The following is a 22484-nucleotide window of genomic DNA, read 5'->3' on the forward strand; positions in this document are numbered from 1 at the left end:
TGAAGGAGACATCCATGGCGCTGCGGCCCGTCGTCGTCACCGGCCTGGGCATCATCTGCGCGGCCGGTCGCGACCCCGCGGACTTCTGGCTCCGGCTGACCAGCGGCAGCGGCGGCCTCACCCCCGTGCGGGACGAGGCGTACGCGGTGTTCGAGGCCAGGCACGCGGGTCAGGTGCCCGACGAGTGGATCACGTCGCAACTGCCGGACGCCGACGCCTCTCTCGACCGTACCGCCCAGCTGGCGCTCGTCGCCGCGCGCCAGGCGATGGCGGGCCTGACGGCCGCCGACCCCGGGCGGTTCGGGATCATCCTCGGCAAGTGCCAGGCGACACCGGACCAGGCGGGGCGCTACCAGCCGATGCACCGCACCGGCGACGTGGTCGCCGAACGGCTGGGCCTGCGCGGGCCCCGCATCCTGGTCTCGACCGCCTGCGCGGCCGGCGGGAACGCGGTCGGCCTCGCCAAGGACAAGATCCTGGCCGGCGAGGCGGACGCCGTCCTGGCCGGCGGCGTGGACCCGCTGCTGTTCGGCACGTACGCGGGCTTCGCGGGGCTGCAGGCGCTCAGCACCGGCCCGTGCCGCCCCTACAGCCGCTCCGACGGGCTCAACCTGGGCGAGGGGGCGGCCTTCCTGCTGCTGGAGCCGCTGGACCTGGCCCTGGCCCGGGGGGCGGTCCCGCTGGCCGAGGTCGCGGGCTACGGCCTGTCGGCCGACGCCTACCACGCGACGGCGCCCGACCCGACCGGCAGGGGAGGGGCCGCGGCCATGCGCCGCGCGCTCGCCGACGCGGGCCTGTCGCCCGGCGACGTGCACTACGTCAGCGGTCACGGCACCGGCACCCCGGCCAACGACGCCATGGAGGCCAAGGTGATGCGCCTGGTGTTCGGCGAGCGCGCCGGGCAGGTGCCCACCAGCAGCATCAAGTCCTTCCTCGGTCACACGCTCGGCGCGGCGGGCGCGGTCGAGGCGGTCGCCGCGGTGCTGGCGCTGCGCCACGGCGTGGCCCCGCCCACGATCGGCTTCGACGGGGAGCCCGCGGCCACCGACCTGGACTTCGTGCCGAACGTGGCCCGGCCCATGGACATCGAGACGGTCGTGTCCAACAACTACGCGTTCGGCGGCAACAACGTCTCCCTCGTGCTGACGCGGCCACGCGGGCCGCGCGCGTACGAGGACCCGCCCCGCAGGGAGGCGGTGATCACCGGGCTGGGGCCGGTCACCGGCGCGGGCACGGGCATCGCCGAGGTGAGCGCCGCCATCTCGGCCGGGCTCCGCGCGGCGGGCCGCCCGCCGTCGCTGGACGGGCGGACGTACGCGCCGCGCTCGCTGTGGCGGCACATGAACCGGCTGTCCCGGATGGCGATCGCGGCCTCGCGCCTGGCGTGGGAGGACGCGGGGCTGAAGCTGCCCAGGAAGGCGCTGGACGACGTCGGGCTCATCTTCGCCACCGGCGCGGGGTCGGCCGAGAGCACCGGCGGCTTCGACGAGAGCATCGCGCTCAACCCGAACAAGCCGGCGGTCCTGAGCTTCTCCAACGTCGTGCTGAACGCCACCGGCGGAGCCGTCTGCCAGACACTGGGCCTGCGCGGGCCGACCACCACCATCTGCAACGGCGGCGCGTCGGCCTCGATCGCGCTCGACTGCGCCCTTGAGCTGATCAGCGCGGGCAAGGCCGAGGTGGTCCTGGTGGTCGCGGCCGACGAGCGGCCCGGCGAGGCGTTCGGTGACCCCTCCGACCCGCCGACCCCGTACGAGACAGGCGCTGCGGAGCCGGTGCCGGGATCGGCGGCGGTGGCCTTCGTCGTCGAGTCCGCCGACCACTGCGCGGGCCGCGGCGGCCGGGCCTACGCCCGAGTGCTCGCCACCACCCACGCCACCCACAACCCCACAGACGCCCATGTCCCGGCGGGCGCGCGAACCGCTGAATCTCTCAGTTCGCCTACAGAAGCGGTCGGTGCGGGAGGGGCGACGTCCGTGGCCACGGCGGAACTCGCGGTCTCCGCGAAGTCGCCGGACTCCGGGACCTCCCCCATCTCCTCGACCTCCGCAATGGGCGGGGTGGCGCGAGGGCTGGGGTTGCGGGCGGGGGTGGTGGTCGGGGTGGGTGCTGGTTCGTCGCGGGACGGCGAGGAGGCGGCGGCGGTGCTGGGGACGGCGGGCGGGGTGCTGACCTCGTCGGCCGCACTGATCGGCGACTGCCAGGCGGCGAGCGGGGCGATGAACATCGCCATGGCCGCGCTGGCCGTCCGCGACGGGATCGCGCCCGCGCTCACCGGGCTCGCCCGGCCGGTCGCCGGGGACCTCGGCCGGTATCTGACCGATCCCGTGCTGCCGGGGCCGGTGGAGCAGGCGCTCGCGCTCACCGCCGCCCCCGGGTCGGTGTCGGGCGCCGTTCTGCTGGGGGCGGTATGAGCACACCGCCCTTCGACGTGGCCGAGACCGACCGGCTGCTGACGACGACGCGGTCCGTGCGCCGCCGGCTGGACCTGGACCGGCCGGTACCGCCCGAGATCGTACGGGAGGCGCTGGAGGTCGCGGTGCAGGCGCCGACGGCCAACAACCACCAGAACTGGCGCTGGCTGGTGATCACCGAACCGGCGGTGAAGGCGAAGCTGGCGGAGATGATCCGCTCGTCCTGGACCTTCCACCGCAACGACATCTGGACCAACGCCGGCCGCCGCCGCAACGACGCCCGCGCCAAGCGCAACTACGCCTCCGCGCTCGCGCTCACCGAGACGCTCGAAGCGGTGCCGGTCCTCGTCATCCCGTGCGTGCTCGGCCGACCGCCGGACATCGCGGCCATCAACGAGGCGTGGCGGGTGCGGATGGCGGACAAGGTCGCGGAGGACCCCGGCCACCTGGTGCGGCACGGCGAGACCAGGGCCAGCATCTTCTACGGCTCCATCTTCCCGGCCATCTGGTCCTTCCAGCTCGCGCTGCGCAGCAGGGGCCTCGGCAGCACCATCACCTGCCTGCACGTCCCCCACGAACGGGAGGTCGGGCGCCTGCTCGGCATCCCGTCGGGGGTCACTCAGGTGTGCATGATCCCGGTCGCCTACACCCTGGGAACCGACTTTCGCCCGGCTGAGCGCTACAGCGCGGAGGAACGCACCTACTGGGAGAGGTGGGGGAGTTGACACACGTGTCCGAGCAGCCCGACGTCGTCATCGTGGGCGGCGGCATCGCCGGAGCGTCCGCGGCCTGCAAGCTGGCGGCGGGCGGCCTGTCCGTGGTGGTGCTGGAGAAGCAGGAGGCCTACAAGGACCTGGTGCGCGGCGAGTGGCTGGCGCCGTGGGGCATCAGGGAGGCCCGCCGCCTGGGCGTGGAGGACTGCTTCTGGGACGGCGGCGGCTGGGAGATCCGCGAGTGGATGACCTGGGACGAGGCGGTCGCCGACGACGAGGTCGAGGCCGTGGACATGACCGGTTTCATCCCCGGCTTCGGCGGCCCGATGGCCTTCCCGCACCACGCCGTGTGCGAGCTGATGTCGGAGCAGGCCGTGGCCGCCGGCGCCCGGCTGGAGATGGCGGCCGCCAAGATCACGGTCACGCCGGGGCCGCGCCCGGTCGTCTCGTACGGCACGCCGCTGGGCCCGCGCGAGCTGCGCCCCCGGATCGTGCTCGGCGCGACCGGCCGGGGCTGCACGGTCGGCCGCCAGGTGGGCATCACGATGCGCAACTCCATGCACCACTGGGGCGGCGGCATGATGGTCGAGGGCATGGACGGCTGGCCGCCCGACGTGCAGGCCATGGGCACCGAGGGCGACGTCATGTTCATGGTCTTCCCGCAGGGCTACGGCCGGGCCCGCCTCTATCTCAACTTCCCCACCGTGAACAAGCACCGCTACCGGGGGCCCGGCGGCGTGGACCGGTTCCTGGCCGCGTACGAGCTCAAGTGCCTGCCCGACCACGGCAAGGCGGTGACCGCGGCCACGCCCGCCGGGCCGCTGTCGGTGTGGCCGTCGGTGTCCAGCGTCCCCGAGGGGCCGCCGCTGACCGAGGGCGTGGTGCTGATCGGCGACGAGGCCGGCAACGCCGACACCGTGCTCGGCACCGGCCTGTCCTGCGCGCTGCGCGACTCCAGGACCGTCTGCGACATCCTGCTCGGCTCGGCCGACTGGTCGCCTGCCGCCTTCGCGCCGTACGTCGAGGAGCGGGAGTTCCGCCTGGAGCGGCTGGACTTCGGCGCCTCCATCATCAGCAGGCTGCACGTCGAGTTCGGGCCCGCCGCCGTCGAGCGCAGGCGCCGGGTGCGCCGGCTGATGGCCAGGAACTTCGCCGCGCAGGTGACGGGACTGCTCAACATGGTCGCCCCCGAAGAGGTGCCCGAGTTCGGCTTCAGCGAGTTCTTCGCTGAGCGGTTGTTCAGGGAGACGGCATGATGGAGAAGAAGACGGTCCACGTCAACGGCGTCGACCTCGCCTACGTCGACGAGGGCGAGGGCCCTCCTGTCGTGCTGCTGCACGGCTTCCCCGATTCATCCTACCTGTGGCGCAACCAGATCCCCGCGCTGGTCGAAGGCGGCTTCCGGGTCATCGCGCCCGACCTGCGCGGCTTCGGCGACTCCGGCAAGCCGCAGGAGGTCGAGGCGTACGGGATGCAGACCATCGTCAACGACGTCGTGGCGCTGACGATGGAGCTCGGCGTGAGACGGCCGCACCTCGTCGGCCACGACTGGGGCGCGGCCATCGCCTGGATGTACGCCTTCCTCATGCCGCGCAGGATCGACCACCTGGTGGCCCTGTCGGTCGGTCACCCCGGCGTCTTCGCCACGCCGTCGATCGAGCAGCGGGCGGCCTCCTGGTACATGCTCTTCTACCAGTTCCCCGGCGTGAGCGAGGAGCTGCTGCGCCGCAACGGCTGGCGGCTGTTCAAGGAGATCATGGGCAGGGACGGCGACCACGACCGCTACCTGCGCGACCTGGCCAGGCCGGGCGCGCTGACCGCCGGGCTCAACTGGTACCGCGCCAACCGCTCGCCCGCCTCCGAGCTGCGGATCACCCGCCGCTTCCCGCCGGTGCTCGCGCCGGCCCTGGGCATCTGGGGCGCGGGCGACAAGGCGCTGCTGGAGGAGGGCATGGCCGCCTCCGGCAAGTTCGTCAAGGGGCCCTGGCGCTACGAACGGATCGAGGACGCCGGGCACTGGCTGCCCCTCGACGCCCCCGACCAGGTCAACAAGCTGCTGCTCGGCTTCCTCGGTACCGAGCGGCCGGCCCACGAGGAGCGCCGGCCGCGCCGCCGCCTGTGAATGGAGCTCACTTCATGTTCGGCTATCTCTTCCCCGGCCAGGGCACCGTACGGGTCGGCATGGGGGCGTGGCTGCGCCGCAGGCCGGTGGCCCGCGACCGGCTGGACGAGGTCGACGCGCTGCTGTCGCGGCCGATCTCGCCGCTGTGCGCGCGCGGCCCGCTCGACCGGCTGGTGTCGACCGAGCACGCCCAGGTGGCGGTGACCGCCTGCAACCTCGCCGCCCTGGCCGTGCTGACGGAGGAGGGGTACGAGCCCGCGGTCGTGGCCGGGCACAGCGTGGGCGAGCTGACCGCCCTGCACGCGGCGGGCGTGCTCGACCTGGCCGGGACCGTACGCCTGGTGGAGACGCGCGCCCGGCTCATGGCCGGCGCCGGGCAGGCCGCGGGCGGTATGCGCGCGGTGATGGGGCTGTCCGCCGAGAGGGTGGAGGAGCTGGCGTCGGCGGCCGCGGCGCCGGGGGAGCCCGTCGTGGTGGGGCTGGAGAACGCGCCCGGTCATGTGGTCGTCTCCGGTGCGGTCCCGGCTCTGGACCGGCTGGAGAAGCTCGCCACGGACGCCACCAAGATCGTGCCGCTCAAGGTGGGGGGCGCGTACCACTCCCCGCTCATGGCCGGCGCGGTGCCGGGCTGGGCGGCGGCGGTGGACGCGGCCCCGATGCGGGAGCCCCGCGTCCCCGTCGTGCCGAACGTCACCGGCGAGCCCACCACGGACCTCGGCGCGCTCCGGCGGGCGCTGGTGGCGCAGCTCACCGGCAGGGTCTTGTGGACCCGTACGGTCGGCGCGGTCGACGCGGTCGCGCCCGGGGTGGAGGTCGGCGACAGCAAGGTCCTGGCCGGGCTGTCCCGCCGGGCCGGGGCGCGCTGCCTGAGCATGGCCGATCCCGGCACCCTGCGCCGCCTGGCCAGGGAGGTGGCGGCGTGAAGCGCTGGGGCGGCGCGGCGGTCGGCTACGCCGGGCTCACGCGGCCGGTGGAGCTGCTCGACGGGATGCGGGTCGAGGACGTCTTCACCTCCGCCGAGCGGGTGCGGTCGTCGGGGCGCACCCTGGACCACTGGGCCGGGCGGCTGGCCGGCAAGCGGGCGGTGCTGCGGCTCCTCGGCCTGCCGCCGACCGCGACCCACCTCGGCCAGGTCGAGATCCTGCCCCTGCCCACCCCGGCCTGCCAGGCCGACGCGACCTGCCTGGACGGCCACCCACCGGCCGTCCACCTGCACTCTGACCTGGCCGCGCGGACCGACCCCCGCGGCATCCGCGTCTCCATCAGCCACACCGGCAGCCACGCCCTGGCCGTCGCCCTCTCCTCCCCCCACCTCCCGGAGGACGACCGCCGGGGCCGGGTGGTGGAGGGCGTCGTGCCTTTCTCCTCTCGTCTTCTGGAGTGGGGAGGGGCGCGTGGGTGACGTGGAGGTGCGGAAGGTCGTGGAGGCGCAGCTGGCGGCCTGGAGCGCGGGGGATCCGGCGGCGGTGGCGGCCACGGCGGCGTCCTATGCCGATCCCGACTCGGGAGGCGTGCTGAGCGGTGAGGGGCTGGCCGGGTACGCGGCGCGGGTGCTGGGGCGGTTCGCCGGTCAGCGGTTTCTCGTGGAGCGGATGGTGGGCGGGGAGGACGAGGTCGCCGTCTTCTGGACGTTGCGGGCCGGTCATCGCGGCGCGTACCTGGGGATGCCGGCGACGAACGGGACCGTCACGGTGTCCGGCACCGACCTGGTGACGCTCGACCAGGACGGCGCGCACGTCCGCAGGAGCTACGACAGGCTCGCGCTCGCCGAGGCGCTCGGTTACGCGGCGCGATTCGTACCGGCCGCTGACGAGACCCGCCAGTACGGCATGAGCGCCAGGGTTCCCACGGGCCGCACCGAGCGCCCCGGCGCGCTGGTGCTGACCTGGCTGGAGATCCGCGACGACGCGGAGGCCGCCGACGTGGACCTGCTCAGCGTGGAGATCGTCAAGTCGCTGCGGGCGTCGCGCGGCTTCCTCGGGGCGGCCACCTTCGACGCCGGCGACCGCAAGTTCACGCTGAGCGCCTTCGACCGGCCGGAGTCGCTGCGCGCGGTGCACGCCCGGCCGCACCAGCGGGCCATGCGCCGCTTCTTCAGGAGCGGCCTGTGCACCCGCGTGCACACCAGCGTCTGGTACCCCGCCTCCGCGCGGGACTACGCCCGCTGCCCAAGCTGCGCCGCCGTCGTCGCGACCGGTGACGGCGCGGCGTGCGCGTGCGGGTGGACCCCGGAGGACGCCGCCACGCTGTGATGCCCGAGCCCCCTGCGAACCATGTGGAGACGGAAGTGACCGGAGCCTCGATGATGGACTTCACCGCCGAGCACCGGCTCGGCGACAGCCCCAGGCCCGCCGTGGTGTTCATGTCCGCGCTGTTCGCGGGAGGCTGGATCTGGGAGCACCCCTACCGCCACCTGGAGCGGGCCGGCCTGCCGGTGCTGCGTACGAACGAGGCCATCTGCGCGCTCGACCGCCGGGTCGCCGGCTCGATCGAGCGGCTCGGCGACGCGCTGCTGCGCGCCTGCGACGAGGCGGGGGCCGGCGAGATCATCCTGTGCGCCAACTCGCTGGGCGGCCTGGTCGCCATCGACCTGGCGGGCCGCCGCCCCGACCGGGTGCTCGGCATCGTGGTCAGCGGCGCGCCCGGCCTCACCGCCGACCCCGACGTCGGGCTCAGCTTCGACCGGCGGGGGAGCGTGCGGCCGTTCGGCGACGAGTTCGGGGAGCGCATGGTGGCCGCGCTGTTCCACGGCGGGCGCAGCCTGTTCTCCGACGACCGCATGGCGGAGGTCGGCGACATGCTGCGGCGGCCCGAGTCCATGGTGAGCATGGCCCGCAGCCTCAAGGCCACCCGCGGGTACCGGGTGCGGGCGGCGCTGGACCGCGTGTCCTGCCCGGCCATGTACCTCTGGGGCAGGCACGACAGGATGACGCCCGTCGATCCGTGGCTGGAGGTGCTGGCCGGCTACCCGGGCAACGAGATCCTGCTCGTGGAGGACTGCGGGCACATCCCGATGGTCGAGCGCGCCGACGAGTACACCGCCGCGCTGATGCCCTTCGCGGACCGCTGTTCGGGGGCGTTGGCGTGAGCGCCGGCGCCGCCCTCATGGGCGTGGACATCGTGGAGGTCGACCGGATCGCCCGCGCGGCCCGCCGGGGCGGGGACGTGTTCGCCCGCCGGCTCACCACCGCCGCCGAGCGCGCGCTGGGGCCCGGACCGGCCGCGTTCTCCGTCAAGGAGAGCCTCATCAAGGCCGTGGGCAGCCGGCCTCCCGGGTTCACCTGGCACGACTTCGAGGCCGAGGCCCGCCCGCCGTCCGGCTGGAGCGCCTCCCTGCTGGAGGAGGCTGCCGGCGAACTGGCCGCCTCGACCGGGCTGCGGCTGACCGGCGGCGCGGCGTACACGGTCCGGGGCGCGAGCGGCCGGGCCGCCCTGGCGCGGCTGCGCCCAGCCCCGGACGGCGCGGGCCGAACCCTCGCCGGGACCGCGGCGGGTGCGGCCCGACGGCGGAGCGGCGACGGCGGGATCGTGGCCGGGGCCGCCCGCTGGGGGAGCGGCGACGGCCTGTTCGTATCGCTGGCGATCGTGTTCGTGGACGGGAGCGTGGGATGACGCGGACGATGACGGTACGGCCCGGAGAGTCGATCCAGCGGGCGCTGGACGAGGCGGGCCCGGGGGCGCGGATCTCGCTGGCGGAGGGCGTCCACCGGCAGCACGTGTGGATCAGGCACCCGGGGGTGACCCTGACCGGGGCCGGGGCCGGCCGGACCGTGCTGGCGCCTGGCGAGGGCGGGCCGGTCGGCGTGCCCAGGTTGCACGACGCGGGCGACGACGTGGTCAGCGGCGTGACCGTGCACGGCGAGGGCGTCGCCGACGTGCGGGTGGAGAAGCTGTCCGTGCGCGGCTTCTCCGGGGCGGGGATCTACGCCCACACCGTCTCCGGCGTGACCGTCCACGAGGTGACCGCCGAGGACAACGCCGTGTGGGGCGTCTACCTGCGCGAGTCGAGCGGCTGCGCGGTCACCGGCTGCCGGGCCTCGGGCAGCCAGTACGGCGGCGTCGCCCTCAGCTTCTGCCCCCGCTCCGGCGCGCTGCTCGACGGCAACGAGACCTTCGCCAACGCCTTCGGCGTCTTCGTCGACAACTCCTCCGGCGCGCGGGTGGTGCGCAACTCCTGCCACGGCAACGCGATCGGCGTGCTGCTGCTCAACCAGGTCTACGAGGGCGAGCCGGAGGGCGGCGTGCGTGACTGCCTGGTCGCCGGCAACGACCTGTACGGCAACGACCTGGCCGCCGGCGTGGAGCCGGACGGCCTCGGCGCGGCGGGGCCGCCGATCTCCGGCGTCGGCCTGGCGCTGATCGGCACCCACCGGGTGAGCGTCGTCGACAACCACATCCACGACAACCACCCCAGCGGGGAGTCCGTGATGGGGGCGGGTTTCGTGATGGGCTCCTCCAGGGAGTGGGGCGGCGACGACGCCCTGGACAACCACGTGCTGTGGAACCGGATCACCGGCAACAGCCCGCTCGATTTCCAGCTCGGCACCGACCTGGCGCGGCAGGTGTTCGCCGGGAACGTCGCCGACAAGGGCGAGCCGCCCGGGCTGACCGCCGCCGAGGGCTGGGGCCCGCGGTGACGGCCACGCTGGCCTGCGAGGGCCTGCGCAAGAGGTACGGGGACGTGACGGCGGTCGAGGACGTCGGCTTCTCGATAGCGCCGGGCCAGGCCTACGGCCTGCTCGGCCCGAACGGCGCCGGCAAGACCACGACGATCTCCATGCTCGTCGGCCTGCTGCGCCCCGACGCCGGCACCGTCCTGGTCGGCGGCACGGACCTGGCGGCCGACCCGAGGCGCGCCAAGGCGAGGATCGGCTACGTCCCGCAGGAGATCGCCCTGTATCCGGAGCTGACCGGCCGCGAGAACCTGCGCTTCTTCGGCAGGCTGTTCGGCCTGACCCGGCGCGGGCTCGCCGCCCGGATCGAGGAGGTGCTCGACCTGATCGGGCTGTCCGACCGGGCCGACGGCAGGCTGGACACCTACTCCGGCGGGATGCGGCGGCGGATCAACATCGGCGCCGCCCTCCTGCACCGCCCCGACGTGCTGATCCTGGACGAGCCGACCGTGGGGGTGGACCCGCAGAGCCGCAAGGCGATCCTCGACGGCCTGGAACTCCTGGTCGGCGACGGCATGTCGCTGCTCTACACCTCCCACTACATGGAGGAGGTCGAGCGGGTCTGCGACCGGGTGGCGATCATCGACCACGGCCGGATCATCGCCGAGGGCACCAGGCGCGAGCTGATCGCCATGGTCGGCAGCGCCGACAAGATCGAGCTGGTGCTCGACGGGGACGTGGAGGCGGCCTACGCCAAGCTCCGCACCGTCGAAGGCGTCATCGAGGCGGCCAGGACCGGCGCCGAGTCCGTACGGCTGATCGCCGAGGGCGGCAGATACCTGCTGCCCGCGCTGATCTCCGCCGTGGAGGGCAGCGCCACCGTCACCGCCACCCAGGTCATCGAGCCCGACCTCGAGGCGACCTTCCTGCACCTCACCGGCACCTCCTTACGGGACTGACCATGTGGCGGGCGATGCTCACGGTGAGCGCACTCGAACTGCGCACCCGGCTGCGTGACGGCACCGCGATCGTCATCGCGGTGATCGTGCCGGTGACGCTGGCCACCCTGTTCGGCCTGGCGCTCGGCGGCGACGATCCGCCGCTGCGCGCCACCGTCGGCTTCGTGGACCTGGACCGCGGCGAGTTCCCCGCCTCCGTGCGCCGCGAGGTGCTGGCCTCGGAGGAGCTGAAGGGGGCGGTGACCCTGCGCGACCTGCCCGGCGAGGAGCAGGCGCGGCGGGCGCTGGACGCCGGGGAGATCGGCTCGGCCATCGTGTTCCCCGCCGGGTTCAGCCAGAGCGTGGGGGCCGGGCGCGGCGGCGACGTCGCGGTGCTCACCTCGCCGGAGTCGCCGCTGGCCGGGGTGGTCGCGGGCGCCGTCGTGGACCGGATCTCGGCGGTGGTGGACGCCAGGACCCTCGCCGTGCACGCGGTCCTGCTCGCCGGAGTGCCCGGCGAGCGGGTCAAGGAGCTGGTGGAGCGGAACGGGGCCGCGGGTCCCGCGCTCACCCTGGCCGAGGACCCGCTCTCCGGCGGCAAGGTGGACCTGTCGGTCTACTACGGCTCCGGCATGGCGGCGCTGTTCGCCTTCTTCGTGGTGGGCGCCTCGTTCCGCGGCCTGCTCACCGAGCGCAAGCTCGGCACCCTGGACCGGATACGGGCCGGTCCGGTCGCGGCGTGGGTGCCGGTCGCCGGCAAGGGGGTCGTCGGGTTCGGGCTGGGCGTGGTCAGCGTCTGCGTCTGCTGGGCCTCCTCCACGCTCATCTTCGGCACCACCTGGGGGGATCCGGTCGCGGTGTTCGCGGTGCTGGTCGCGCACGTGCTGGCCGCCGCCGCGATCACCATGCTGGTGGCCAGCCGGGTGCGGACCGACGCGCAGGCCGACGGAGTGATCATGGTGGTCTCGTTCGTGGCGGCGTTCTTCGGCGGCAGCCTGGTCCCGCTCTACGACCTTCCCGAGCCGTTGCGCGCGGTGGCGCTGCTCACCCCGAACGGCTGGACCTCCACGGCGCTGACCGAGCTGGCGGGCGCGGGCGCGGCGGGTTCCGTCGGCGCGGTGGCCGGCCCGATCGGCGTGCTGTGCGCCATCGCGCTGGCGGCGGGCGGGACGGCCGTCGCCGGCTTCAGGAAGGGACTGCTGCTATGAGCGGACGCCCGCGGCCGGTGGCGGCGCTCGTGGCCGCCAACCTGCGACGCCTCACGCGCGACCGGGTCGGCCTGTTCTTCATGGTGATCATGCCGTTCGTGTCCATCGCGTTCGTCGGGATGGCGCTCGGCGGCGGCACCGCCGGCTCCGACCGGCTGCCCGTCGGCGTCGTCGCCGAGGGCTCGGACCCGGTCACCACCGCCGTGCTGGCCGAGCTGCGCCGCCATCCGGACCTGACGGTGATCCCCATGGACGACGCCGCCGACCTGCGCTCCGGCGTACGGGAGGGATCGCTGGCGGCGGGCCTGGTCGTCCCCTCCGGCTCGACCCGGCTGGAGCTGGTCATGACCGGGACCAACGGCAGCGGGATGGCCGCCCGCGGCGCGGTGGACGTCTCGGTGAGCCGGGTGGCCGCCGTGCTGGAGGCCACCCGGGCGGCGACCGTCGCGGGCGCCACCGAGACCGAGGCCGCCGAGTACGTGCGGCAGGCCCAGGCCGAGGCCGGCCGGGTCTCGGTGAACGACTCCGCCACGACCGGCGGCGACCCGCGCGGCTTCGCCTACACCGCCCCGGCCAACCTGCTGCTGTTCACCTTCATCAACTCCATGGCGGTCGCCGCGGCGCTGGTGGAGAGCCGCAGGCTGGGCATGCTGCAGCGGGCGCTCACCGCCCCCGTGCGGCAGCGGTCGGTGCTGTTCGGCGAGGCGGTGAGCAGGTTCCTGGTGGCCGCCGCCCAGGCCGTGCTGATCATGGTGGTGAGCTCGCTGGCGTTCGGCGTCTCGTGGGGCGACCCGCTCGCCGTGGCCGTGGTCGTGGGCGTGTTCTCACTGGTCGCCACCGGCGCCGCGATCCTGGTGGGCACGCTGCTGCGCTCGCCCGACCAGGCGCCCGCGATCGGCCCGCCGCTCGGCGTCGTGCTGGGCATGCTGGGCGGCTGCCTGTGGCCGCGCGAGGCCTCGGGCGAGGTCATCAACGCCATCGGCCACGCCTTCCCGCACGCCTGGGGCATGGACGCGCTGCTCACACTCACCCGGCCGGGCACCGGGCTCGGCGCGGTCCTGACCGAGGTGGCCGTGCTCGCCGGGATGGCCGTCCTGCTGCTGGGCGGCTCCCTGGTCCTGTTCGACCGGCGCACCCGGGTCACCTGAACGCCGGGAGGGGATGGTTCGCATGAAGGGGATACTGCTCGCCGGGGGGCGCGGCACGCGGCTGCTGCCCGCGACGCTGGCGGTCTCCAAGCAGCTCCTGCCCGTCAACGACAAGCCGCTCATCTACTTCCCGCTGTCGGTGCTGATGCTGGCCGGGATCCGCGACATCCTGCTGATCTCCACGCCGCAGGACCTGCCGCAGGTCCGCCGGCTCCTCGGCGACGGCTCCCGGCTCGGCCTCCGCCTCACCTACGCCGAGCAGGCGGAGCCCAACGGGATCGCCGAGGCGCTCGTGCTCGGCGCCGACCACCTGGGCGGCGAGCCGGTCGCGCTCATCCTGGGCGACAACGTCTTCCACGGCTACAACTTCCAGGAGCTGCTGCGCGAGGAGTGCCGCGCCGTCGACGGCTGCGTGCTGTTCGGCTACCCGGTGCACGACCCGCACAGGTACGGGATCGCCGAGACCGACGCCGGCGGCCGGCTGCTGTCCATCGAGGAGAAGCCGGAGCGGCCCAGGTCCAACCGGGCGATCGTCGGCCTCTACCTCTACGACGGCGATGTCGTGGACATCGCCAAGAACCTCACCCCGTCGGCGCGCGGCGAGCTGGAGATCACCGACGTCAACCGCGCCTACCTGGAACAGGGGAGGGCGAAGCTGGTCGACCTCGGCCGCGGCTTCGCCTGGCTCGACGCCGGGACCCCCGACTCGCTGCTGCAGGCGGGCCAGTACGTCCAGCTACTGGAACGCCGGCAGGGCGTGCGCATCGCGTGCCTGGAGGAGATCGCTCTCCGTATGGGCTACATCGACGCCGAGGCCTGTCATCGGCTCGGCGTCGAACTCGAGAAGTCCACCTACGGCCAGTACGTCATCTCGGTGGCCGAGCAGTTCATGAACAGGTGAGAGGAAGACCGATCGATGAGTGTGACGACATTGTTCCCGGGCAGATCGCCCGCCTTCGGCGATCTGGTGACCGACGTGTACCGCTACGCCTCCCGCAAGGGCGTGATCGAGGCCGTCGAGGTGGCCGCGGAAGATCTCGGCTTGACCGTCCGCGACGTGCGCGAGGCGGTGGCGAACCTGGTGGAGAGCCGGCTGCTCAGGGTCGACGACAGCGAGGGCGTACGGTTCGTGCCGGTGGACCCCGAGCTGGCCGCCGCCTCCCTGGTTTCCTCGGTGGAGCGGGAGATCTACCAGCGCCGCGAGCTGATCGACCAGATCCGCGAGCGGATGGGGGCGTTGCAGTCGGAGTACGCCGGCGCCGGCCGAGGTTCGGCGGCCGGCGCGGTGGAGTATCTCGTGGGAGCCATGGAGGTGCGCGGCTTCCTGAAGACGGCCGGCGACGCCTGCCGCGACGAGGTGCTGGCGATGCAGGCCGGTGGCGGCGACGTCGAGGACCTGTCACAGATGTATCTGACGCTGCTGGCCAGAGGGGTGACGGTGCGCCTCATCTGCCAGCACCGCAACCGGGCCGACGTGTCCACCCGGATGCTGCTGAAGCGGCTGACGGACGCCGGCGCGGCGGTCTTCACCGTCAGTCACGTGCCCAGGTCGGCGGTCGTCTTCGACCGGGCGCTGGTCGTCATGTTCGGCGTGGAGGACGACGGGGAGGCGAGCGTCGCCCGGGTGCACAACCACGGCATCGCGCAGTTCCTGCTGGACCTCTTCAACCACCTGTGGGAGACCGCCACCCCGCTGGAGGGCGTCGAGGTCGGCTACGCCAACGTGGCCGACGACCTGCAGCAGGCCATCGCCGCGCTGATGGCCAAGGGCTACACCGACGAGGTCGTGGCCAGGAAGCTCGGCATGTCGGTGCGCAGCTGCCGCAGGCACATCGCCTCGCTGATGCGCGACCTGGACGCGACCAGCAGGTTCCAGGCCGGGGTGCAGGCCGCCAGGAGATACCTCGGGGCCGCCGGTTGACGTCCCGTCCGCCGCGTTCCCGGGAACGCGGCGGACGGACGGCCTCTTCCTACCTGCGGGGCCCATCCAGTGCCACGACCACGTCGGCGAGCGCGCGGGCCCGCTCCAGGACCAGTTCGAGGCCCCGTACGAGGTCCTCGGCGGGCAGCCGGGAATCCAGGCAGATCCGCACGGAGCTGTTGGCGTCCTCCGCGTCCAGGCCGATGGCCGTCAGGACGTGGGACGGCTCCTGGGAGCCGGAGTTGCACGCCGAACCGGTCGACAGCGCCACCGAGCGCAGGCTCGACACCAGGCTCTCGCCGCGCACGCCGGGCAGCACGACGTTCAGCACGTGGGGGACGCCGCCGTCCGGGTCGCCGTTCACGCGGACGCCGGGGAAGCCGGTCGTGAGCATCTCCAGCGCCGTCGCGCGCAGCTCGCGCACCCGCCGCGTCCCGGCGGCCATCCCGGCCGACGCCAGCTCGCACGCCTTGCCCATGCCCACCACGAGGTGGGTCGGGATCGTGCCGCTGCGCAGCGCGTACTGGCCGCCGCCGAACAGCACGGGCCGCAGCCGGTGCCGGATCTCCGGGCGCACGTACAGCGCGCCGACGCCCTTGGGCCCGCGGATCTTGTGCCCCGACATCGACATGGTGTCGATCCCGGCCTCCCGGACGTCGACCGGGATCCGGCCCGCCGCCTGGGCGCCGTCCACGTGCAGCATGGCGCCGGCCTCGTGGCAGAGCGCGGCCATCGAACGGACGGGCTGGACGGTGCCGATCTCGCTGTTGACCCAGGAGGCGGTGGCCACCCGGGAGAACGGGTCGAGCAGGCCCGCCAGGTGGCCGAGGTCGACCCGGCCGTCCGGGCGCACCCGCATCGTCCTGACGTCCAGGCCGCGCCCGGCCAGCGCGCGGCCGATCGACAGCGAGGACTTGTGGTCGGTGGGGCAGACGGCGGCGTTGACCGGGGCGCGGTCCTCGTGGCCGAACATGCCGAGCAGCGCGAGGTTGTTGCTCTCGGTCGCGCCGGAGGTGAACACGAGGTCCGCGGGGTCCGCGCCGATGAGCCGGGCCACCGACTCGGTGGCGCCGTCCACGGCCCGGCGGGCGCGCTTGCCCAGCAGGTGCGGGGACGACGGGTTGCCGAAGTCCTCCCGCAGGAAGGGCAGCATCGCGTCGACCACCTCGTCGTCGACACGGGTCGTGGCGCAGTTGTCCAGGTAGATGACCTTCATGATGATCAGCTCCTGAAGGTGCTGACCGAGACGAGGTTGCCGTAGATCTCGTCCTCGGACATCTCACCGCTGCCGCCGGGGTCGGCGATGACCACCCGCATGCCGCGCAGGCCGTACAGGCTCAGCGCGATCTCCACGCCGGTCTGCACCGGCATCAGGCACTCGCCCGGCGCGAAGATCAGGATCGTGCGGTGTCCGGCCCGGTGCACCTCGGCGATCATCTCGGTGATCTCGCCGGCGCAGCCGGTCACGCCGCAGCTGATCAGCGTGCGGTAGTTGCCGTCGGCGTCGACGAACGCCACCTCGGTGTCCCGGACGCCCTCCTCCGGCTCGTCGGCGCCGAGGAACCGCTTCTCCAGCAGGCCCTGCTTGACGAACTTGTCGGCCGCCTTCTGGAAGCGGTACTTCAGCCAGGTCTCGGGGAAGGCGAGCGGGTGCTTGCGGCTGGGCAGGACGAGGTCCTCGGACAGGCCCGCGGCGGCCAGGTCGTCGCGGTATCCGGCGGGCAGCCCGGTGAACCCCTCGAAGAACTCCGCGCGCAGCTCGGAGGCCGGACGGCCCGTCCTGGGCACGTACTGCCAGTCGTTGATCAGCAGCAGCAGCCGGGCTCCGACGCCGGACTCGACGTAGGGCCTGGCCAGGTCCGCCGCGAGGCGCCAGGTGTAGCCGGGGAAGATCCCCACGCGGCCGGCGACGCGGCGGCGCATGGTCTCGTCGTGCTGCTCCTCGATGACGCCGGGGACGAGGCGGCCGGTGGCGTCGTCCTCGAAGAGCATGAAGTGGCCGCCCATGATGACCGGCTCGCCGAGGTCCTGGCCGGCCAGTTCGTGGCCGATCGCCTCGCGGAGCTCCTGTTCTGATGCCACGAGCCGGTGAGTCTTGGTCACCCGGTCGCTGAGAACGTTACCCATGATCTTTACACTCCGAGTTTCTGGTGGGTCGGGAGTAAGGGCTCGGCGGGGCGTACCGGGGCCAGCAGGCCGGCCAGAGTCGCCAGGGGCGTGGGCTCGGCCAGCGCGCGCGGCGTCAGGCCCGCCCAGCCGTGTTCGCGGAGGCGGGCCAGCACCTCGGGCGCTCGCAGGACTCGGCCCCCGGCGAGGACGTAGCTGTCCGACGGGTCGACGCGGCCGAGCCCGTGCACCTCGGACACCGCCCGCACCAGCTCCGCCACTGCCTCAGGAGAGACCTCGGTGGCCGGCCCGGTCGCGTACGGTGACGCGCTGGGCGGGGTGAAGCCGGCCAGCGCGGCCACCTCGCTGACGCGCAGGTCGGTGGACGGGTCGTCGTGGGCGAGCACCAGGGCCTCGTGGCCGCGCAGGAACGCCTCCACGGCGGCCGCGTCCATGATCGAGGATGCCGCCTGGAGCGCGAGCACGACCGCGTCGCGCCACTCGTCGATCCGCATGTACGTGTCCGCGCCGTAGTGCGACCACGCCTCCGGCGCCCGGTTCCAGGTGAACGTGGTGCGCCTGCCCTTGTAGACCAGGGTGCGCTGGTTGAGGAAGTTGACCTCCGAGCCCAGCCGTACCGGCACGCCGCGCCTGGAGCCCTCGCGGGACACCAGCTCGACGACCTCGTCATAGGGCACGTACGCGTGACGGGCGGCCTGCTCGCTCTCGGCGGCCACCCGCCGCACCAGCTCGCTGAACGGCGGGTCGTCGGAGCAGTCCACCCGCATCAGCATCGGGGAGAACATGCAGGTCAGCACGTCCTGGTAGGCGTGCGACCCGCGGTTGCCCGCGAAGGCGAGCTGCCCGACCGCGCCCTGGCCGGTGTAGGCGGCCAGCAGGGCGGTGTGAGCGGCCAGGTGCACCGCCGACGGCCACACCTTGTGCCGGATGGCGATCCGCCGCCCGGCCTCCAACAGCGACGGCGACGTCAACGTCGCGTGCCGAGCCTCCTGCGGCGCGTGCCGGGCGGCCGAAGGCGAAGTCGGCGTCGCGTAGCGGGCCTCTTCTGGCGGCTCCGGCGTGCGGCGGGTGGCGAACGGGTCGGCGGGGAGCAGCGCTACCTGCTTCTCCCAGTACGCCAGCGCCTCGGCGGCCAGGGCGGCGGCCTCGGCCGACGCCTCCCAGCGGGCCAGATCCGCGGGCTGGTGCCGCACCGGCGGCAGGGAGGCGGGGCGGCGGGAGGCGATGCCCTGCGCCTGCGCCCACAGCTCCTGCTCGATCCTCTCCAGCGTCCACATGTCGACGGCCAGGTGGTTGAAGACCACGACGACCTGCTTGGGAGCACCCCCGGAGGTGATGACGCAGGCGCGGATCGGCCACTCGGCGGCCAGGTCGAACGGCCTGCCCGTCAGGTCCTCGACCACCTCGGCCGGGCTGGGCGTGCCGTCCCGCTCCACGCTCGCCTGGACGATGGGCCAGGGGCCGGGGGCGTGCACCCGCTGCCGCGGGCCGCCGTCGGCGTGGAAGGTCGTGCGCAGCGCCTCGTGCCGGCGGGTCAGGGAGGTGAGCATCGCCCGGCAGTGGGCCACCGTGAGGCTCGGCGGTATGGAGAAGCGCAGCAGGATGTGCGACTCGGGCTGGTGCCGGGGCGGCAGCTGGTGAATCCTCAGCCACATGTAGCGATGCCCCCAGCAGAGGTTCGCGGACTTGACAGCGGACAATTGGGACCTCCACCGCCGCGCATGTGAGGGACAGGCCGACATGATTGAGAATTCGCCGCCGGGACGCGTATGACAACCCGTCGCCACTGGCCGGAACAGACCGCCACTACCTGCCAGTGGCGGGCCGGCCCGCCGCCTTGACCGGTGCCGCGTGAGACGTCGAGAATCGATACGAGCAGACTTTATTGGTGAGGTCCCGATGGCGATTTTTGAAATACCTCACGATTTCCAGAATATTCTGCGGTCGCATTTGCCCTTCGCCGACTCGGGGGCGCTGTCGGGCTTCGACGACCTGGCCGGCCTCGGTCTCGACTCGATGGGCGTGGTGCGGCTGATCGTGGACATCGAGGACGCCTACGGCGTCCAGGTGCCCGACGAGATCCTGGACGAGAGGACGTTCGCCACCGTGGGCTCGCTGTGGGAGGCCCTGTCGCCGCTGGTGACCCGCGGCCCGTGAGGCCTCCCTTCAGCCGCGCAGGGCGCCCGCCACCGCACGCCGATCCACCTTGCCGTTCGCGTTGAGCGGGAGTTCCCCCAGTACGGTGACCGAGCGCGGCACCATGTACCCGGGCAGCACCCCGGCGACCCCCTTGGCCAGGGCCACCGCGTCCAGCCCGTGACCGGTGCAGGCCGCCTCCAGTTCGAGCTCCCCGTCCGCCCCCGGCAACGCGACGACGACGGCCTCGTGCACGCCCGGCAGGCCGCGCAGCGTCGCCTCGATCTCGCCCAGCTCCACCCGGTGGCCGGAGATCTTCACCTGCTGGTCCAGCCGGCCGAGGTGCACCAGCAGGCCGTCCCGCCAGGCGACCCGGTCGCCGGTCCGGTACCAGGACTCCCCGGTCACCGGCTCGCCGTCGCGGGCGCGTACCCCGTCGAACGAGGTGAACCGGCCGGCGTCGTCGGCCGGGTCGGCGTAGCCGGGGAAGCGCTGCACCCCGCGCAGGCACAGCTCGCCCTCCGCCGCGGGCCGCCCGTCGCCGTCGAGCACCACGTGCTCGACCCCCGGGTACGGCAGGCCGATGGGCACGGTGCCGTTGGCCGTGCGCGGCCAGCCGGCCGGGTCGGCGGGCAGCCGGTACTGGGTGCAGCTGATGGTCAGCTCCGTCGGGCCGTACAGGTTCTCCAGCACGCTCTCCGGCGCCGCCGCCTGCCACGCGGCGGCCTGCCGCAGCGACAGCGGCTCCCCGCAGAACAGGCTCCAGCGCAGCGACGGCATGGCGCCCGGCGTCAGGCGGCGCAGCCGCATGGCCAGCGACACCACCGAGGGCACCGAGAACCAGTGGGTCAGCCGTTCCCTGTTCACAAACGCGACCGGTTTGAGCAGGTCGTACCTGCCGGGGACGACCAGCGTCGCGCCGCCGCCCCAGGTGGCGAACATGTCGAAGACGGACAGGTCGAAGGTCAGGTCGAAGGTCTGGGAGACCCGGCAACCGGGACCCAGCCCGTACCGCGGGACGACGTGCGAGAGATAGGCGTCGACGCTCCGGTGCCGCACCGGCACGCCTTTGGGCGTGCCGGTCGATCCCGAGGTGAACAGCACGTACGCGAGACCGTCCGGATCGGCCGCACCCGCGGCCGTCAGGGGAGCGGCCAGGTCGTCGGTGTCCAGCGACAGCACGGGGGCGGGCAGCTCCGGCGGCGGGTGCGCCGTCGCGTCGGCCAGCACCACGTCGAGCCCGGCGGTGGCGGCCACGGTGCGGTTGCGCGCGCCGGGCACGGCCGGGTTCAGCGGCACCGCGGTGGCGCCGAGCCGCTGGATCGCCAGGTAGCCGGCGAAGGCGAGCGGGGTGCGCGCCGCGTACAGGCCGGCCCTGGCAGGAGGGCCGTCGCAGGCGCGGACCAGCTCCGCCGCCAGGCGCGCGGACAGCGCGTCCAGCTCGGCGTAGGTGAGACGGACGCCGCCGGTCTCCAGCGCGATCCGGTCGCCGTACCGCGCCGCGGAACCGGCGAACCACTGGTACAGGGTGCGTGCCACGGGTGTCTCCGATCGTCGGTCAGCTCGCGCGCGCCGCCCGCTCGGGCAGCTCGCGGGGGAACAGCGCCTCCGGGAGGTCCCAGCCGTGCCCGCTCCACAGGTCCTTCAGCACCCGGCCGGGGTCGGTCACCGCGAGCTGCAGGCCGAGCGCCAGCGTCCGCATGATGTCGACCATCGCCTCCGGGGGCAGGACGTCGGGGTCGGCCAGCATCAGCACCCGGGTCTCGCCGTCGTCCACCTCGACGCGGACCCGGAACGCCTGCCCGTAGCTCTGGGCCAGCGGCGTCCACCGCAGCGTCGCGGGCGTCTGGTCGGCGGGGTCGGCGGGGCGCCGGTCCACCTGGACGTAGTTGAACCAGGCACGGAACAGGTGGTTGACCCAGCAGTCGTGACCCGGGTCCTCCCCGGCCCGCGCGGCCATCGCCGTGACCTGGTCGAAGTCGTAGCAGGAGTGGCGGTAGGCCTTGGCGCCGGCCCAGTGCAGGCGCTTGATGTGCTCGGCGAGCGTGGCGCCGCGGTCCACGGCGGTGACGAAGGGGATGAGCTGGTTCATCGTGCCGATGTTGTGCTGGTCCTCCTGGGCGAACCGGTTGGACGACATCAGGCTCATCGTGACCCGGTCGGTGTCGAGATGGCGGGCCAGGCCCGCGGCCACGAAGGCCATGATCACGGCCGGCGGGGTGACGCCGTGCGTCCTGCCCGCCTGCGCGGCCAGCCCGCCCAGGCGGCGGGAGGTCAGCGTCAGCTCCAGCCGCTCCTTCTCGGTACGCGCCGGCAGCGTCGGCAGCCGGTCCGTGAGGCCGCCGGCCAGCACGTCGCGCCAGTAGCGCTCGGAGGCGGCCTGCCTGGGCCGCCACGACTCCTCCCGCTGCCTGCGCGCCAGCTCGCGCGGGGTGAAGCCGGTCTCGACGGCGGCGCCGGAGCCCGCCACCAGGGCCTTGAACTGGTCCTGAAGGTGATGGATCGACCACACGTCGACGATCAGGTGCGAGAAGGTCAGGCTGAGGTACATCGGCGCGCCCCGGTAGGTGACCATCAGCGCGCGCCAGTTCAGGTCGCCGGTCATCGGGAACGGGATCGCCAGCCGCTCCAGCTTGACTCGCTCGTGCTCGGTGGGGTCGGCGACCTGGCGGTCCACCCGCTCGACGGGCAGCCGCACCTCCTCGTGGACGCGCTGCACCGGCAGGCCGTCGCGCAGGTGGTAGGTGGTGCGCAGCGTCTCGTGCCGCCGGACGAGACGTTCCAGCGCCCGGTCCACCAGCGCGGGGGACAGGCCGCGCAGGTCCCACGTCGACGGCAGGTTCGCCTCGTGCCCCCAGCCCGGCGGGTAGCGCTCGATCTCGCGCCAGCTGAAGAGCTGGCCGTGACTCAGGGGTGCCTCGACCGACATGTGCTCTCCTCGAACCGGCTTTCTCCGCTCGTTATTCATCGCGGACGGGAAGCGCCCCGGTCAAGGCCTCGCGCGATGGCAAGTAATGGCGGCAACAATGTGCCAGCAGCGGGCCATGGGCCGGACGAGAAGTCGCCCCGTAAAGTCGCAATAACTAAGCGAAAGCCCGCGACCGGATCAATTGACGGGCGGTTCCGCACAGTCGTTCCTGATTA

21 protein-coding genes are annotated in these 22484 nt (G+C 73.4%); 16 read left to right on the forward strand and 5 right to left on the reverse strand.

Annotated elements, in window-relative coordinates; translation table 11 throughout:
- Nucleotides 1–14 precede the first annotated feature (14 nt).
- The 15 genes from ACZ6YG_RS00350 to ACZ6YG_RS00420 are packed head-to-tail and all read left to right on the forward strand — an operon-like array spanning nucleotide 15 to nucleotide 15077.
- Nucleotides 15–2414, forward strand: a complete 2400-nt coding sequence (locus ACZ6YG_RS00350) for a beta-ketoacyl synthase N-terminal-like domain-containing protein (protein ID WP_466016786.1) — start codon at nucleotides 15–17, stop codon at nucleotides 2412–2414.
- Nucleotides 2411–3139 carry a nitroreductase family protein gene (locus ACZ6YG_RS00355; protein WP_219548594.1) on the forward strand — a complete coding sequence of 243 codons (729 nt, stop codon included), beginning with the start codon at nucleotides 2411–2413 and terminating at the stop codon, nucleotides 3137–3139. The genes ACZ6YG_RS00350 and ACZ6YG_RS00355 overlap by 4 nt, the downstream gene beginning before the upstream one ends.
- A 5-nt stretch (nucleotides 3140–3144) precedes the next feature.
- Nucleotides 3145–4383, forward strand: a complete 1239-nt coding sequence (locus tag ACZ6YG_RS00360; RefSeq protein ID WP_148030027.1) for an NAD(P)/FAD-dependent oxidoreductase — start codon at nucleotides 3145–3147, stop codon at nucleotides 4381–4383.
- Nucleotides 4380–5249 (forward strand): alpha/beta fold hydrolase, encoded by an 870-nt coding sequence (locus ACZ6YG_RS00365; protein ID WP_148030028.1) that lies wholly within the window; start codon nucleotides 4380–4382, stop codon nucleotides 5247–5249. The genes ACZ6YG_RS00360 and ACZ6YG_RS00365 overlap by 4 nt, the downstream gene beginning before the upstream one ends.
- 14 nt (nucleotides 5250–5263) lie before the next feature.
- Nucleotides 5264–6172 carry an ACP S-malonyltransferase gene (locus tag ACZ6YG_RS00370; protein ID WP_466016787.1) on the forward strand — a complete coding sequence of 303 codons (909 nt, stop codon included), beginning with the start codon at nucleotides 5264–5266 and terminating at the stop codon, nucleotides 6170–6172.
- On the forward strand, nucleotides 6169–6651 hold the full coding sequence (locus tag ACZ6YG_RS00375; protein WP_466016788.1) for a holo-ACP synthase: 483 nt from the start codon (nucleotides 6169–6171) through the stop codon (nucleotides 6649–6651). Before ACZ6YG_RS00370 ends, ACZ6YG_RS00375 begins: the two co-directional genes overlap by 4 nt.
- The gene (locus tag ACZ6YG_RS00380) at nucleotides 6644–7501 is read left to right on the forward strand and encodes an ester cyclase (RefSeq protein WP_466016789.1); all 858 of its coding nucleotides are present in this window, start codon (nucleotides 6644–6646) and stop codon (nucleotides 7499–7501) included. Before ACZ6YG_RS00375 ends, ACZ6YG_RS00380 begins: the two co-directional genes overlap by 8 nt.
- Nucleotides 7502–7536: 35 nt before the next feature.
- Nucleotides 7537–8337 carry an alpha/beta fold hydrolase gene (locus ACZ6YG_RS00385; RefSeq protein ID WP_261808376.1) on the forward strand — a complete coding sequence of 267 codons (801 nt, stop codon included), beginning with the start codon at nucleotides 7537–7539 and terminating at the stop codon, nucleotides 8335–8337.
- A complete protein-coding gene (locus tag ACZ6YG_RS00390; RefSeq protein WP_345483254.1) occupies nucleotides 8334–8861 on the forward strand; it encodes a 4'-phosphopantetheinyl transferase superfamily protein in 528 nt (175 codons plus the stop codon). The genes ACZ6YG_RS00385 and ACZ6YG_RS00390 overlap by 4 nt, the downstream gene beginning before the upstream one ends.
- Nucleotides 8858–9886, forward strand: a complete 1029-nt coding sequence (locus ACZ6YG_RS00395; protein ID WP_466016790.1) for a right-handed parallel beta-helix repeat-containing protein — start codon at nucleotides 8858–8860, stop codon at nucleotides 9884–9886. The genes ACZ6YG_RS00390 and ACZ6YG_RS00395 overlap by 4 nt, the downstream gene beginning before the upstream one ends.
- Complete coding sequence (locus ACZ6YG_RS00400; RefSeq protein ID WP_466016791.1) at nucleotides 9883–10821, forward strand: ABC transporter ATP-binding protein; 939 nt, start codon at nucleotides 9883–9885, stop codon at nucleotides 10819–10821. Before ACZ6YG_RS00395 ends, ACZ6YG_RS00400 begins: the two co-directional genes overlap by 4 nt.
- Before the next feature lie 14 nt (nucleotides 10822–10835).
- Entirely contained in the window at nucleotides 10836–12008 is a 1173-nt protein-coding gene (locus ACZ6YG_RS00405) for an ABC transporter permease (protein WP_271280389.1), read from the forward strand.
- Nucleotides 12005–13156 carry an ABC transporter permease gene (locus tag ACZ6YG_RS00410; protein ID WP_148030034.1) on the forward strand — a complete coding sequence of 384 codons (1152 nt, stop codon included), beginning with the start codon at nucleotides 12005–12007 and terminating at the stop codon, nucleotides 13154–13156. Before ACZ6YG_RS00405 ends, ACZ6YG_RS00410 begins: the two co-directional genes overlap by 4 nt.
- A gap of 22 nt (nucleotides 13157–13178) precedes the next feature.
- Nucleotides 13179–14057, forward strand: coding sequence for a glucose-1-phosphate thymidylyltransferase RfbA (gene rfbA / locus ACZ6YG_RS00415; protein WP_364236620.1), 879 nt, complete (start codon nucleotides 13179–13181; stop codon nucleotides 14055–14057).
- A gap of 15 nt (nucleotides 14058–14072) precedes the next feature.
- On the forward strand, nucleotides 14073–15077 hold the full coding sequence (locus tag ACZ6YG_RS00420; protein WP_148030036.1) for a hypothetical protein: 1005 nt from the start codon (nucleotides 14073–14075) through the stop codon (nucleotides 15075–15077).
- A gap of 49 nt (nucleotides 15078–15126) precedes the next feature.
- Here ACZ6YG_RS00420 and ACZ6YG_RS00425 read toward each other — a convergent pair whose 3' ends face one another.
- From ACZ6YG_RS00425 to ACZ6YG_RS00435, 3 genes are read right to left on the reverse strand one after another with little or no spacing between them, the layout of a single operon-like run.
- Complete coding sequence (locus ACZ6YG_RS00425; RefSeq protein WP_466016792.1) at nucleotides 15127–16293, reverse strand: cysteine desulfurase family protein; 1167 nt, start codon at nucleotides 16291–16293, stop codon at nucleotides 15127–15129.
- A 5-nt stretch (nucleotides 16294–16298) separates the two neighbouring features.
- Nucleotides 16299–17204, reverse strand: a complete 906-nt coding sequence (locus ACZ6YG_RS00430; RefSeq protein ID WP_271279646.1) for an LPD16 domain-containing protein — start codon at nucleotides 17202–17204, stop codon at nucleotides 16299–16301.
- Nucleotides 17205–17209: 5 nt separating this feature from the next.
- Entirely contained in the window at nucleotides 17210–18859 is a 1650-nt protein-coding gene (locus ACZ6YG_RS00435; RefSeq protein WP_397197766.1) for a condensation domain-containing protein, read from the reverse strand.
- 295 nt (nucleotides 18860–19154) lie between these two features.
- Here ACZ6YG_RS00435 and ACZ6YG_RS00440 point away from each other — a divergent pair, with 295 nt between their 5' ends.
- Nucleotides 19155–19361 (forward strand): phosphopantetheine-binding protein, encoded by a 207-nt coding sequence (locus ACZ6YG_RS00440; protein ID WP_222708855.1) that lies wholly within the window; start codon nucleotides 19155–19157, stop codon nucleotides 19359–19361.
- Nucleotides 19362–19370: 9 nt separating this feature from the next.
- Here the strand turns inward: ACZ6YG_RS00440 and ACZ6YG_RS00445 are convergent, their stop codons facing one another.
- Both ACZ6YG_RS00445 and ACZ6YG_RS00450 read right to left on the reverse strand, forming a co-directional pair.
- Nucleotides 19371–20879: an amino acid adenylation domain-containing protein gene (locus ACZ6YG_RS00445; RefSeq protein ID WP_466016793.1), complete on the reverse strand. Its 1509-nt coding sequence runs from the start codon at nucleotides 20877–20879 to the stop codon at nucleotides 19371–19373.
- A gap of 19 nt (nucleotides 20880–20898) precedes the next feature.
- A complete protein-coding gene (locus ACZ6YG_RS00450; RefSeq protein WP_364236636.1) occupies nucleotides 20899–22269 on the reverse strand; it encodes a condensation domain-containing protein in 1371 nt (456 codons plus the stop codon).
- Between the last annotated feature and the right edge of the window lie 215 nt (nucleotides 22270–22484).

The sequence above is a fragment of the Nonomuraea sp. NPDC054003 genome (assembly GCF_055585125.1).